The following is a 13,272-nucleotide window of genomic DNA, read 5'->3' as shown; positions in this document are numbered from 1 at the left end:
CCCCTCCCGGCACCCTAACCCCGCCACGCCGGCCAGGGAACCCTGCCGGCGTGGGCCCGCCACCGGCACCCTGGTGGTATCTGCAGAGTGCGCGTCCGCCTACTGGCTCTTGGGCAGGTTCTGCAGATCCTCCTGGCCCACGCAGTTCCGTGACGACGGAACCTTGCCGGCCGCTGCGGCCAGGTCCGCCAGCACTGTCGCGGAGCTGATCTTGTCCGGGTCCATCACGATTTCCGTGGCTGGTTCCCTGCCGTAGGTGGTCAGCGTCCACGCCGGGTCGCCTTCCTTGATTACCCAGTCGATGCCGTTCACGGTGACGCAGCGGTCCGTCGTCGGCCCCGGCACGTTGACGCCGCAGCGAAGGATGACAAGGGAGGGATCGCCCCAGGCCGCGGTGGCCTGGCTGTTGGTCTTCCGCAGTTTTGAATCGCCAATGGCATCGGGCAGGGCAACCATCATCGGCGCGCACGCCGGGTTGGCCGCGTCCTTGGCGGCGGTGACATCCACTGCGGGGGAGCATGCAGTCAAGGAAAGGGCGGCAATTGCCCCAATCATCGCCATCCTGGCGGCGCGGGCGGACAGGGGCAGCTGGGGATGGTGCATGCTTCCAGCCTATCGCCGCCGCCGTCCCCGCCCGGACACAATGTCGGCCGGGCGCGGTAGCGTAGTGGCGTGCCTGAAGACCTCCGTAACCGTATCGACCACCAGCCCACCGTGGCCGGCCTTTCCGAAGCCGACCTGCTGGCCCGGATCTTTCCGCGCCTCCGGATGGAGGCCGGACACACCACAAGCACGCTGCTGGGGCCCGGGGATGACGCCGCCATCGTTGCGGCCCCGGACGGGAGGACGGTCATCAGCATCGACACCCAGGTCCAGGACCAGGACTTCCGGCTCCTATGGCCCAACGGCTACCGCACCACCGGCTATGACGTCGGGTGGAAAGCAGCCGCCCAGAACCTCAGCGACATCAACGCGATGGGTGCGCATGCCACGTCCATGGTGGTCAGCCTCACGCTCCCCGTTGACACGCCGGTCGGTTGGGTCGAGGACCTCGCGGACGGGTTGACGGCCGGAATCCAGGAACTCGGGGCTGTCCGCTGTTCCGTGGCAGGCGGCGACTTGGGCCGGGGCCGGGAGATTTCCGTGACCGCAGCGGTCCTGGGAACCCTCGACGGCGGGCGGCCCGTCCTCCGGTCCGGTGCCCGGCCGGGGGACACCCTCGCGCTGGCCGGAACAGTCGGCCATGCAGCGGCGGGCCTTGCCCTGCTCGAATCCGGCGTCGCCCTGGATCCCCTCACCCCCGCCGAGCAGGCGTTCGTTGACCTGCAGTGCCGCCCGCGGCCGCCGCTGGAAGCGGGGCCCGCAGCCCGGGCTGCGGGTGCCACAGCAATGCTGGATATATCGGATGGGCTCCTGCGCGACGGGCAACGGCTTGCCGCCGCAAGCCATGTTGCCGTCTCCCTCGATCCAGCACGGCTTACCCAATTGGCTGAACTGCTGGGGCCGGCCGCGGCGCGGCTGGGAGCGGATGCCGCGGCGTGGGTGTTGGGCGGCGGGGAGGACCACGGACTGTTGGCCACATTCCCTGCCGGCGTTCAGCTGCCGCCCGGATTCACTGCGATAGGCTCGATACATGCACTCGGTACCGATGAAGGCCCGGGTGTCCTGATAGCTGGCCGGGCCGCGGACACCGGGGGATGGGATCACTTTGCACACTAAGGTTGCCGCCAACGCGCTGGCGATGAAGAGGTGGCTGGGCAAGGCTGAAACTGCCCTGGGAAACCACAGCGACCGGCTCAACGCCATCAACATCTTTCCGGTGGCTGACGGCGATACCGGTACAAACCTCTATCTGACGGTCCGCGCTGCCGCCCGTGCACTGGTGCTGGAGGCGGACCAGCCGGCCCCGGTCGATGTCGGGGAAGTCCTTTCCATCGCGGGCCAGGCAGCCATGGAAGAGGCCAGGGGAAATTCCGGAACCCTGTTTTCGGTCTTCCTGTGCGCTGCGGCCGAGCCGCTGGCCGGACACACCCGGCTGACATCCACGCTCCTGTCCGCAGCCCTGAACCGTGCCCAGATCCGCGCCTGGTCTGCGCTGAGCGATCCCGTTCCGGGGACCATGCTTTCGGTCATGGAGGCGGCAGCGCGTGCGGCTGCGGCGGTCGACGCCGGCCAGGACGGCGATGACAGCAACCAAGCCCTGGGCCTCGCGCTGGACGCCGCGGTGGAGGGAGCCCTGGCGGCTGTGATCCACACCGAGGAACAGCTCGACGCGCTCCAGACTGCCCATGTGGTGGATGCGGGCGGCGTGGGAATGCTGCTGATCCTTGACTGCCTCCGCTCCGCTGTCCTTGGGGAGGAACTGCAGGAGGAGCTTCTCGATGGCCTCCACGGCTACGACGTCTCCGATCCCCACATCCACACCTCCATGCCGGACGACGACGGCGTGGAAGTCATGTGCACCATCAGCCTTTCGCCGTTGAACGCTGCGACCCTCCGGCAGCGGCTCGACGAAATCGGCGAGTCGGTGATCATGAGCCAGGTGGGCAACGGTCCGGACGCCGACGGCAACTACCGGTGGCGGGTGCACGTGCATGTCCCGGACGCCGCACCGGCAGTCGATATCATCCGGTCCTTGGGCGAACCGTCCCAGATCAGCATCAGCGAACTGGCCCTGCCCCGGGACCCGGATGCGGACGCGGTGAACACTGGCGGGCATGAACGCTGAGCTGGAACTGGCCCTGGAGCGGCGGATCGGGAAACGTTCCGCGGCGGTCATCGAGAAACATCTTGGCATCACCACCGTCGAAGGCCTCCTCAACTACTACCCGCGCCGCTACATGAGCCGCGGCGAGTTAACGCCCATCACGGAGCTTCCGCTGGATGAGGAGGTCACCCTTATTGCCCGGGTTCTGTCCAACAGCACCCGGCAGATGCAGGCACGGCGCGGGACCATCACCGACGTCATCGTTTCCGACGACGACGGGCAGCAAGGGCTGCGGCTGGTGGGCGGCCGGGATTACACGGGGAAAGTTCCGGGCACCCTCAAAATCAGCTTCTTCAACGGGTTCAAGGCCAAAAATGAACTCCTGCAGGGACGCCGTGCCTTGTTTTCCGGGAGGGTGACCAGTTTCAAAGGGAAGCTGGGCCTCACCAACCCCGATTTCCAGCTCCTCGACGAAGATCCCTTCAGTGACGGCGGCCAGGACCCCGAGAAACTCGCGGCCATGCCCATTCCGGTGTACCCGGCCACGGCCAAGCTGCCCAGCTGGAAGATCCAGAAGGTGGTCGCCACACTGCTCGAGACCTCGGACCTTGGCTCGGTGCCGGACCCTGTTCCCCAGGCGGTGGCAGCCAGGGAAGGCTTCCTGCCGGTGGCGGACGCATACCGCCTCATCCACATGCCCGAAACTGCTACCGACTGGCAGCGTGCCCGCCACCGGCTCCGCTACCAGGAGGCCCTGGTACTGCAGTCGGCGCTGGCCAGGCGCCGGGCCCAGCTCGCCGCAGAGGAAGCCACGGCCCGGCGCCCTGTCAGCGACGGCATCCTGGCCGCCTTCGACCAAGCCCTGCCGTTCACGCTCACGGCCGGCCAGGCCGCCGTCGGTAAGACCCTCGCCGCGGAACTCGCACAGGACACGCCGATGAACCGGCTGCTGCAGGGCGAAGTGGGCTCCGGGAAAACCGTCGTGGCATTGCGGGCCATGCTCCAGGTGGTGGACGCAGGCGGCCAGGCCGCGCTCCTTGCCCCCACCGAAGTGCTCGCCGCCCAGCACTATGACTCCATCCGCCGCACCCTGGGTCCGCTCTCCACTGACGGGCTCCTGGGCGGCTTGGCCGGGGGCGCCGGGCCGTCCGTCCAGGTCACGCTGCTGACCGGGTCCATGCCCACCGCGGCACGGAAGCAAGCCATGCTGGATGCCGCCGCCGGGACGGCAGGAATCATCATCGGCACGCATGCGCTGCTCAGCGATAACGTCTCGTTCTATGACCTGGGCCTGATCGTGGTGGATGAACAGCACCGCTTCGGCGTGGAGCAGCGTGATGCCCTGCGGGCCAAGGCCCGGAAACCGCCGCACCTGCTGGTCATGACCGCAACGCCCATTCCCCGCACCGTGGCAATGACAGTCTTTGGTGACCTTGAAACGTCCACCCTCGATGAACTGCCCAAGGGGCGGGCGCCCATCGCCACCCACCTCGTGGGCCTCGCGGAAAATCCTGCCTGGGCGGCACGGATCTGGGCACGAGCCCGGGAGGAGATCGACGCCGGCCACCAGGTGTATGTCGTTTGTCCCAAGATTGGCACGGACGACGACGGCGACTTCAGCCCGGGGGAGGCGGCACCACCGGGCGTGGAGACGGAGGAAGCCCGGGAACTGGCGTCCGTCACCGCCGTCGTGGACCACTTGCTGGGCGAGCCCTCGCTGGCGGGGGTGCCGCTGGCTCCCCTCCACGGGCGCCAGGACCCGGAGCTGAAGACGGACACCATGGCAGGGTTCACCGCCAACCGCATCAAGCTGCTCGTCTCCACCACGGTGATCGAGGTGGGGGTGGACGTGCATAACGCCACCTTGATGGTCATCCTGGACGCTGACAGGTTCGGGATCTCGCAGCTGCATCAGCTTCGCGGCCGCGTGGGCCGCGGCGGCCTCCCGGGCACCTGCCTGCTGGTCACCGCCCTCGAACCCGGCCACCCCAGCCGGCGGCGGCTGGAAGCCGTGGCTTCAACCACGGATGGTTTCGTCCTTTCCCAGGAAGACCTCAAGCTTCGGCGCGAGGGCGATATCCTTGGTGCTTCCCAGTCCGGCGGGCGGTCTACCCTCAAGCTGCTGCGGGTGCTGGAGCACGAAGACGTGATAGCCCGGGCCAGGGACGACGCCCAGGCAATCGTTGGCGGGGACCCGCTGCTGGCGGGCCATCCCGAACTTGCCGATGCCATCGAGAAATACCTCAACCCCGAGAAGGAGGCGTTCCTTGAACGCGGTTAGCAACGAAAGCGCGACGGGCACCGCCGGATCGCGGTGGGCGGCGTGACGCGGATCATCGCCGGGGCGGCCGGCGGGACATCCCTGGCTGCGGTGCCGGGTTCGTTGACCCGGCCCACCACGGACCGGGTCAAGGAAGCGCTGTTCTCGCGCCTCGACGCCTTTAACGTGATTGCCGACGCCCGGGTGCTGGACCTTTATGCCGGTTCCGGCGCCCTGGGGGTGGAAAGCGGCAGCAGGGGAGCGCTGTCGGTGGACTTGGTCGAGTCGGACGCCAAGGCAAGCGGCGTGTGCCAGCGCAACGCTGACCTCATCAACGGGGTGCTGGGCCGCAAAGCCGTGACTGTCCACCGCTCCAGGGTTGAGCCCTTCCTGGACCGCGCCGAAGAGAACGCGGCCTGGGACCTGGTGTTCCTGGACCCGCCGTATCCGCTGGAGGAAGCCGGACTGTCCGCCGTCCTGCAGAAGCTTGCGGCCCACCTGGGACCCGGCGCCGTCGTGGTGGTGGAACGCTCCTCGCGGTCCCCGGAACCGGGATGGCCGGACGGGATGACGAGGTTTGCCGAGAAGAAATACGGGGAGACCCGGCTGTGGTTCGCCGAGCCGTTCGTTCCCGACGCCATCGCCGCTGAGGACCTGGCGGAAGCTGCGGAGGCAGGCGCCGATACCGAACGGCCTGTTGCCCCGGGCGCTTAGCCCGAGAAGGGATCCAGATCCACTCCGGCCAGGACCGTTGCGGGGTGGGGGCCCCGGGCAGCGAGCGCTGCTGTCCATGATTCCGGCCAGCGGCCCTGCGTGCCCACCAGGATGATGTTGCCCGGATAGCGGCCCTCAAACATGCCCGCTTCCGCGAATGCGGCCACATCGCCCACGGCTTCCCGCATCGCCGCCACTTGGCTTCGAAGCAGGGTCAGCGCCGCTTCATCGCCCACGTTGACGATCAGGAGCCCGTCCCGGCCCAGGCGCTCCCTGGCCTCGCGGTAGAAACCGGGGTCGGCGATGTGGGCCGGTGCCTCGGGTCCGGAGAAGATGTCCAGGATCACGACGTCGAACTGAAGGCCGGGGTCCAGCGCGCCGAGTGCTTCCCGGGCATCCCCAATGACGGTGGTCAGGTTTGTTCCTTCGGGCATCGGCAGGTGCTGCAGGACAAAGTCCAGCAGTTCGCGTTCCAGCTCAACCGCGTACTGGACTGAGCCCGGACGGGTGGCCTGGATGTACCGCGCCAGCGTCAAGGCCCCTGCTCCCAGGTGGAGCGCCTTGATAGGTTCACCTGGCGGCGCGGCGAGATCCACCAGGTGTCCGATCCTGCGGGGGTACTCGTAGAAGATGTCGTCGGGCCGGTCAAGGTTGACGTGTGACTGTTCGGCGCCGCCGATGCTGAGGACGTAGCCGCCGTCGGTAAACGCATCGGGCTCGATCGTGGCGTGCTGGCCGGTGGTCCGCAGGAAGCGGCTGACGGCGCCGCCGCTGCGGCCGGACATCACAGCCTCCCGCGCAGGGTTGCCAGCCGCGAGGCAGCCTCCTCGAGGACTTCCGTCTTCTTGCAGAAGGCAAAGCGGAGCAGGCCTCGGGTCCGTTCCGCGCCTTCCGGATGGCAGAACACCGGAACGGGGATGGCGGCGACGCCCACGAGCGCCGGCAGTTTCCGGGCCAGGTCCAGGGCATCCGTGATGCCAAGCGGGGCCGTATCCACGTTGACGAAGTAGGTTCCCTGCGGAGTGAAGACATCAAAGCCCGCCGCCTGGAGCCCGGCACTGAGAATGTCCCTTTTCTGCTCCAAAGCAGAGGCGATGCCGGTGTAGAAACTGTCCGGCAGGGCCAGCCCTGTTGCGATCGCTGCCTGGAATGGCGTGCCCGAGCTGTAGGTGAGGAACTGCTTTACCGTGCGGACGGCGGCAACTAATTCTTCGGGTCCGCTCAGCCAGCCGACCTTCCAGCCGGTGAGGGAAAACGTCTTGCCCGCGGAGGAAATGGTGATGGTCCGGGCCGCGGCGCCTGGAAGGGTGGCCACGGGAGTATGCCGCACGCCGAAGGTGAGGTGTTCGTACACCTCATCCGTGATGATGATGCTGCCGTGCTTCTCCGCAAGATCCACCACGCGCTGCAGGACGGCGGGTGGAAAGACGGCGCCCGTGGGATTGTGCGGGTTGTTCAGCAGCACCACCCGCGTCCGTTCACTGAAGGCTGCCTCCAATGCCGCCAGGTCCGGCATGAAGTCCGGGGCTGCCAGGGGGACGGTGGTGTGGGTGGCCCCGGAGAGTCCAATCACCGCTCCGTAGGAGTCGTAAAACGGTTCGAATGTGAGGACTTCATCGCCCGGCCCGGCGAAAGCCAGCAAGGAGGCGGCGATGCCTTCGGTGGCCCCGGTGGTGATGATGACTTCCGTTGCCGGGTCCGGCGCCAGCCCGTAAAAGCGCTCCTGGTGTGCAGCCACCGCCTCCCGGAGTTCCGGAAGGCCCTTGCCCGGCGCGTACTGATTGGCGCCGGCAGCGATGGCGGCGCGCGCAGCTTCGCGGATTTCAGCCGGCCCGTCCTCATCGGGGAAGCCCTGCCCCAGGTTAATGGCACCCGTCTGGACGGCCAGGGTGGTCATCTCTTCGAAGATGGTGACGCCCAGGCCGCCGTCCGGCGCCAGCAGGTTCGCTCCGAGCGCGGTGCGCTGCCAGGGAGCAGGTGCCAGGGGTGTGGAAAGGTCCCGTGCTGGATGCATCCAGTCATGGTATCCCGGCCTTTCCATAAGGTAGGTTCGGAGCATGAGACGCGCTGTGTGCCCCGGATCCTTCGACCCCATCCACAACGGCCATCTCGAAGTCATTGCAAGGGCTGCCGGTCTTTTCGACGAGGTCATTGTGGCCATCTCCACTAATTACGCCAAGAAGTACATGTTCAGCCTGGAGGACCGGCTGGAGATGGCGCGCGAGACCTTGGCGTCGCTCAAGGGCATCGTGGTGGAGCCGGTGGGCGAGGGGCTCCTGGCGGAGTATTGCCGCCAGCGGGGCGTCTCCGCCATCGTCAAGGGGCTCCGGTCGTCGTCGGACTTTGACTACGAGCTTCCCATGGCCACCATGAACCGGCAGCTGAGCGGGGTGGAGACGGTGTTCCTCCCTGCCGAGGCCAGCTATGTCCACCTGTCCTCCACGCTGATCAAGGAGGTGGCGGTCCTGGGCGGCAGCGTCTCGGACTACGTGCCCAGGTCGGTGCACCGGCGCATGATCGGCGGCGAGCCTTCGCCGGATCAGCAGCCAAGGCGGTAGGCTGGATCGGTACTTCGGCGCTGCCCGCAGCCGGTTTGAGTCACCATGGCTCTTCAGGCTAAGATGGTACGTCGGTCATATGTTCTACAGGAGTTCTCATTAACAGAGATGCTGGTTCGCCCCTGGCGTTTGACGTCAAGGACCTCGGGCGCAGCCCGGGAAGCATGCGGACACTGACGGAACATGTACCCGCACCGGGTGATCTTGGTGTGGCGCTCATTGGTGTTCAGGAAGGCTCGGATGTCGAGCTCGACCTGAGGCTGGAGGCCGTACACGAAGGAATTCTGGTATCAGGAACCGTTATCGCCGAAGTAACCGGCGAGTGCGGCCGATGCCTGGATCCCCTTGCGTATGACCTTGAGGTCAATGTGCAAGAACTTTTCTTCTACGAGGGCACTGAGCTTTCCGACGGAGAAGAAGATGAAGAGCAACGTCGAGTCGAGCACGATGTAATCGATCTTGAACCGGTGTTGCGGGACGCGGTTGTCACCAATCTGCCGTTCCAGCCGGTGTGCCGGGAAGACTGCCAGGGCCTTTGCTCCGAATGCGGAGTTCGCCTGGAAGACGAGCCGGGGCACCACCACGAGGTCCTGGATCCTCGCTGGGCTGCCCTAGCTGATATGGCTAAGCCTGACCGGCAAAATTGATTTGTACGTGTTTGTCTAGAGAGAAATGAGTTAGCCGTGGCTGTTCCCAAGCGGAAAATGTCTCGCTCGAATACCCGCGCCCGCCGCTCGCAGTGGAAGGCGACCGCCCCCCACCTGGTGAAGACCGTTGAGAACGGCCAGGTCACCTACAGCCTGCCGCACCAGGCAAAGGTCGTTACCGACTCTGCTGGCACCGCGCTGTTCCTTGAGTACAAGGGCCGCAAGGTCGCTGACGTCTAATCGGCCCCAACAGGCTGACTGATGTCTTCAACTGAAGAGCTTCTGAAGCGTCTCGGTGTCACTATTGACGCCGGGACGCTTCGTCTTGCGCTTACCCACCGCTCGTACGCGTACGAGAACGGCGGCATCCCCACCAACGAGCGGCTCGAATTCCTGGGTGACTCCATCCTGGGATTCTCCGTGACCGATGCCCTGTACCGGGACAACCCGGACCTGCCCGAAGGCGAACTCGCAAAGCGGCGGTCCGCCGTCGTCAGTACCCGGGCGCTGGCAGGCATCGGCCGCAGCCTTGGCATCGGCGAGTTTATCTACCTTGGCCAAGGCGAAAAGCTTACGCACGGTAAAAACAAAGCGTCCATCCTCGCTGACACCATGGAGGCCCTGATCGGGGCAACCTACGTCTCCAACGACATTGAGACTGCGCGCCAACTGGTCATGCGGCTGATCGGGCCGCTGCTGAAGGATGCCGCCGTCCTGGGCGCCGGCACCGACTGGAAGACCAGCATCCAGGAACTCGCGGCCAGCCGGCAGCTGGGCAGCATCCACTATGCAGTGGATGGCTCCGGCCCGGACCATGCACGCACCTTCATTGCTGTGCTGAACATCGGTGGAACGGCCTACGGCAAGGGCTCCGGGCACTCCAAGAAGGAAGCGGAGCAGGAAGCCGCGGCCGACGCCTGGCGTGTACTTTCGGGCGCCGAGACCCGGAATGCCGCCGGCACCTCCTCGGGCTCCGTCGCCGCCAAGTAGTGTTCCGTGCCTGAACTGCCCGAGGTCGAAGTGGTGCGCCGCGGCCTGGTGAACTGGGTCCGCGGCAGGACCATCAGCGCTGTCGATGTCCTGGACGCGCGCTCCATCCGGCGCCATGCCCTTGGAGTCGGAGACTTTATCGGCAACCTCCAGGGTGCCACCGTGGCCGACGTCGTGCGCCGCGGAAAATTCCTCTGGATGCCGCTGACGGACAGCGTGGCGGTACCCGGCCACGGGGAAACCGCAGCGGTGCCGCAAGTGGCACTCATGGCCCATCTGGGGATGAGCGGGCAGCTCCTGATGCAGGATCCGGACGTCCCCGATGAAAAGCACCTCAAGGTCCGCCTCCGCCTCAGTCCCCGCGAGGGCATGCCGGACCAGCTGCGCTTCGTGGACCAGCGGATCTTTGGCGGCCTCTTCGTCACGGCTTTAGTACCCACGGACGACGGCGGCCCCGGCGGCTTGGCCGAGTCCCCCCTTCCGCTGATTGCCGCGGAAGCAGCCCACATCGCGCGCGACCCCCTGGACCCGTCCTTCTCCTTCGACCTTTTCTACCAGCGCCTCCGCAAGCGCAGGACCGGGCTGAAGCGGGCGCTGCTGGATCAGGGGCTGGTGTCCGGGATCGGAAACATCTACGCCGACGAAGCTCTGTGGCGCGCCCGCCTGCATTTCGCCCGGCCCACCGACACCCTTCGCCGCAGCGAGGCCAGGCGCGTCCTGGACAGCGCCCGGGAGGTCATGCTCGATGCCCTGGCAGCAGGAGGAACCAGCTTTGACTCGCTGTACGTCAACGTCAACGGCGCCTCAGGCTACTTCGACCGGTCCCTCAACGCCTACGGCCGGCAAGGCGAGCCGTGCAAACGGTGCGCGGAAGCGGGAATCCATTCGACCATCCGCCGGGACCAGTTCATGAACCGGTCATCCCATACCTGCCCGGTCTGCCAGCCACGGCCCCGCAACGGACGCTGGTAGGTTCCCACAACAAGTCTGCGGATTTTTCGCTACCGCCGGAAGTGTGCCCGCTGCGAAACTGTCTTGCACCAGAACGTCGGGGGAGTGGTCCGCAACGCGGGTCGGCTCCCGCCCCGAGCAGGACAGGCAGCCCTTGTACATTTCGATCTCGGACCGCAAAGGCGGCCAACGGGACCTGTCCACGGCAGGTCCCTCCACCGTCCACCCTGCCTTTCGGCTGTCGCCAGTGATCATATGGCTCGGCGTGGTCAGCATGATGACGGACATTTCATCCGAGTCAGTTGCGGCCGTCCTCCCGTTATACGTCACCGGGTACCTGGGACTCTCCACTATCGCCTTTGGGGTCATCGACGGGATCAACCAAGGGGCCAGTGCCATTATCCGGATTGGCGCCGGGGTGGTTTCAGACCGCACCGGCCACCCGAAGTACGTTGCCGCGGCTGGTTACGGGCTGTCCATGGTTGCCCGGGTGGGGTTCTTGGCGGCCGGTGGGTTCTGGGTCATAGCCGGTGTCGTCACGGGTGACCGGATCGGTAAGGGAATCCGCACGGCGCCCCGCGACGCGATGATTTCCGCAGAGGCGCAGCCGGAATACTTGGCCCGTTCCTTCGGCGTCCACCGGATGCTGGACAACGTCGGTGCAGCCGCCGGCCCGCTCATCGCCTTCCTGATCCTGACGTTGATCCCTAACGGATTCAGCGCGGTTCTTGTGGTCTCCTTGGCCTTCGCCGTGATCGGCGTCGCAGTACTGCTCCTTGTAGTTCCGGATCGGCTCCGGCGGGTACGGCCCGGCCGCAACCAGCCCCGGCCGGCCTTAAGGTGGAGCCAGCTGCGGTGGTCGCATTTGAGGGAGCAGGGCCTCGCCCGGCTCATAATCGCCGCTGGTTTGCTGGGCATCTTCACCATCGGGGACGGCTTCATCTACCTGCTCCTGCAGCACCGTGAGTCCCTGGCAGTCCAGTGGTTCCCGTTGTTGTTCGTCGGAACCAACGCCGCGTTCCTCCTGTTCGCCGTCCCCATAGGGAGACTTGCGGACCGCTGGGGCCGGGTACCGGTGTTCCTTGCCGGCCACGTCGCCTTGCTGGCCTGCTACCTGCTTGCCGGGCTGCCCGCTGCAGGCATTGCTGTGACGATAGGCTGCTTGCTGCTCCTCGGGCTCTTTTACGCCGCTACTGACGGCGTTCTCTCCGCGCTTGTCAGTCAGCTGTCCCCTCCGAAGAGGCTCGGAACCGCCCTGGGCACGTCACAAACAGTGGTGGCTGTCAGCCGGATGGGAGCCGCCGCCGGATTCGGCGTTCTCTGGTACTCGGCAGGTCCCGGGACCGCCATTGTTGTCGTCGCTGTGCTGCTGGTGCTGGCCCTTGCAGCAGCCACCCTGCTGCTCCGCGGCGCCACACCCAAGGTGGCGGCCCCGTGAGGAAGCGGCTGCTCCTGCTGCTCGCTGTTGTTGTGGCCACATGTGCCGCGGCCGGTGCCCAGGTGTTTATGGTCTTCCAGCAGTCAAACGCCAGCCAACAGGCAGCACCGGAGGTGCGGGTCACCTCTGTGGACGTCTTGCCCGAAGGGCCGTACGTGATGTTCAGGAACACCGCGGCAGGCGAGGGATTTGGGCAGGCGGCCACGGCAAGCCTATCGGAGCCGAACGGCCAGCGCGCGCTACTCGGCATGGCCTGCGACCGCGTCTACGCGGCCCGGAACCTGGTCAGCTGCCTTACGACCAGGAACGGCATTCCCACCACCTTCGAGACGTCAACCTATGGCGCCGCGCTTCAACAGCAGGGAACGTGGGCGTTGGGCGGAATCCCCAACAGGACGCGGGTCAGCCCGGATGGATCCCTGGTGGCCACGACCGTTTTCGTTTCCGGCCACTCCTATGCCTCGTCAGGTTTTTCCACGCAAACGATCATCAGCTCGGCGGACGGAAGCCTGCACACGAACTTGGAAGACTATGCGCTGATACACGACGGTGCGAGGATCAAGGCCTCCGACAGAAACATCTGGGGCGTGACTTTCAGCCCGGGAAAGCCCAACGACTTCTATGCCACGGCCTCATCCCAGGGCAATGTCTGGCTGGTCCATGGGGATATAGCGGCCCAGACGCTGACCATCACGGCATCCGGCGTCGAATGCCCCTCCATCTCGCCTGATGGACAAAGGATCGCTTTCAAGAAGAGCACCTCGGGGACACTCGCAGGAACCCGGCAGCCCGCCGTTTTGGAACTCGAGACCGGGAACGTCGAAATCCTGGGTGACCAACGCGATCTTGATGACCAGATCGAGTGGCTGGATAACAGCACCATCTTGTATGGAATGCCGAGGGAGGATACCGGCCCGGACAGCGACATCTGGTCCCTGTCCCTTGAACCCGGCGCCGCGCCGCAACTCTTCATCGAACACGCGTGGTCTCCCGCCGTCGTCCGTTGA

Annotated in this window: 14 protein-coding genes; 11 read left to right on the top strand and 3 right to left on the bottom strand. The window is 66.1% G+C overall.

Annotated features, from left to right (window positions below):
- Positions 1 to 99 precede the first annotated feature (99 nt).
- Positions 100 to 603, bottom strand: coding sequence for a DUF3515 domain-containing protein (locus ACTHQS_RS12315; protein WP_440169218.1), 504 nt, complete (start codon positions 601 to 603; stop codon positions 100 to 102).
- A gap of 69 nt (positions 604 to 672) precedes the next feature.
- Here ACTHQS_RS12315 and thiL point away from each other — a divergent pair, with 69 nt between their 5' ends.
- From thiL to rsmD, 4 genes are read left to right on the top strand one after another with little or no spacing between them, the layout of a single operon-like run.
- Positions 673 to 1,719 (top strand): thiamine-phosphate kinase, encoded by a 1,047-nt coding sequence (gene thiL / locus ACTHQS_RS12310; RefSeq protein ID WP_440169215.1) that lies wholly within the window; start codon positions 673 to 675, stop codon positions 1,717 to 1,719.
- A gap of 22 nt (positions 1,720 to 1,741) precedes the next feature.
- Entirely contained in the window at positions 1,742 to 2,728 is a 987-nt protein-coding gene (locus ACTHQS_RS12305) for a DAK2 domain-containing protein (RefSeq protein WP_440169591.1), read from the top strand.
- Entirely contained in the window at positions 2,718 to 4,988 is a 2,271-nt protein-coding gene (locus ACTHQS_RS12300) for an ATP-dependent DNA helicase RecG (RefSeq protein ID WP_440169213.1), read from the top strand. The genes ACTHQS_RS12305 and ACTHQS_RS12300 overlap by 11 nt, the downstream gene beginning before the upstream one ends.
- A gap of 42 nt (positions 4,989 to 5,030) precedes the next feature.
- On the top strand, positions 5,031 to 5,681 hold the full coding sequence (rsmD, locus tag ACTHQS_RS12295) for a 16S rRNA (guanine(966)-N(2))-methyltransferase RsmD (RefSeq protein WP_440169210.1): 651 nt from the start codon (positions 5,031 to 5,033) through the stop codon (positions 5,679 to 5,681).
- Here the strand turns inward: rsmD and ACTHQS_RS12290 are convergent.
- Together ACTHQS_RS12290 and ACTHQS_RS12285 are read right to left on the bottom strand one after the other, a co-directional pair.
- On the bottom strand, positions 5,678 to 6,466 hold the full coding sequence (locus ACTHQS_RS12290; RefSeq protein WP_440169207.1) for a spermidine synthase: 789 nt from the start codon (positions 6,464 to 6,466) through the stop codon (positions 5,678 to 5,680). The genes rsmD and ACTHQS_RS12290 overlap by 4 nt on opposite strands.
- Positions 6,466 to 7,695 carry an aminotransferase class I/II-fold pyridoxal phosphate-dependent enzyme gene (locus ACTHQS_RS12285; RefSeq protein WP_440169204.1) on the bottom strand — a complete coding sequence of 410 codons (1,230 nt, stop codon included), beginning with the start codon at positions 7,693 to 7,695 and terminating at the stop codon, positions 6,466 to 6,468. The genes ACTHQS_RS12290 and ACTHQS_RS12285 overlap by 1 nt, the downstream gene beginning before the upstream one ends.
- Positions 7,696 to 7,738: 43 nt before the next feature.
- Here ACTHQS_RS12285 and coaD point away from each other — a divergent pair, with 43 nt between their 5' ends.
- The 7 genes from coaD to ACTHQS_RS12250 all read left to right on the top strand — a co-directional run bounded on the left by coaD (position 7,739) and on the right by ACTHQS_RS12250 (position 13,272).
- Positions 7,739 to 8,239 (top strand): pantetheine-phosphate adenylyltransferase, encoded by a 501-nt coding sequence (gene coaD / locus ACTHQS_RS12280; RefSeq protein ID WP_440169202.1) that lies wholly within the window; start codon positions 7,739 to 7,741, stop codon positions 8,237 to 8,239.
- A 122-nt stretch (positions 8,240 to 8,361) separates the two neighbouring features.
- Complete coding sequence (locus ACTHQS_RS12275) at positions 8,362 to 8,886, top strand: YceD family protein (protein WP_440169588.1); 525 nt, start codon at positions 8,362 to 8,364, stop codon at positions 8,884 to 8,886.
- Positions 8,887 to 8,922: 36 nt separating this feature from the next.
- A complete protein-coding gene (gene rpmF / locus ACTHQS_RS12270) occupies positions 8,923 to 9,126 on the top strand; it encodes a 50S ribosomal protein L32 (protein WP_009356569.1) in 204 nt (67 codons plus the stop codon).
- Between the two features lie 21 nt (positions 9,127 to 9,147).
- Entirely contained in the window at positions 9,148 to 9,876 is a 729-nt protein-coding gene (rnc, locus tag ACTHQS_RS12265) for a ribonuclease III (protein ID WP_440169199.1), read from the top strand.
- Between the two features lie 6 nt (positions 9,877 to 9,882).
- Positions 9,883 to 10,848: a bifunctional DNA-formamidopyrimidine glycosylase/DNA-(apurinic or apyrimidinic site) lyase gene (gene mutM / locus ACTHQS_RS12260; protein ID WP_440169197.1), complete on the top strand. Its 966-nt coding sequence runs from the start codon at positions 9,883 to 9,885 to the stop codon at positions 10,846 to 10,848.
- Positions 10,849 to 10,981: 133 nt separating this feature from the next.
- Positions 10,982 to 12,265: an MFS transporter gene (locus ACTHQS_RS12255; protein WP_440169194.1), complete on the top strand. Its 1,284-nt coding sequence runs from the start codon at positions 10,982 to 10,984 to the stop codon at positions 12,263 to 12,265.
- Positions 12,262 to 13,272: a hypothetical protein gene (locus tag ACTHQS_RS12250; protein ID WP_440169191.1), complete on the top strand. Its 1,011-nt coding sequence runs from the start codon at positions 12,262 to 12,264 to the stop codon at positions 13,270 to 13,272. Before ACTHQS_RS12255 ends, ACTHQS_RS12250 begins: the two co-directional genes overlap by 4 nt.

Source organism: Arthrobacter sp. SAFR-044 (assembly GCF_051965175.1).
Classification (GTDB): Bacteria; Actinomycetota; Actinomycetes; order Actinomycetales; family Micrococcaceae; genus Arthrobacter.
The sequence above is the reverse complement of the archived record's forward strand: the minus strand, read 5'-3'. Positions and strand labels throughout refer to the sequence as shown.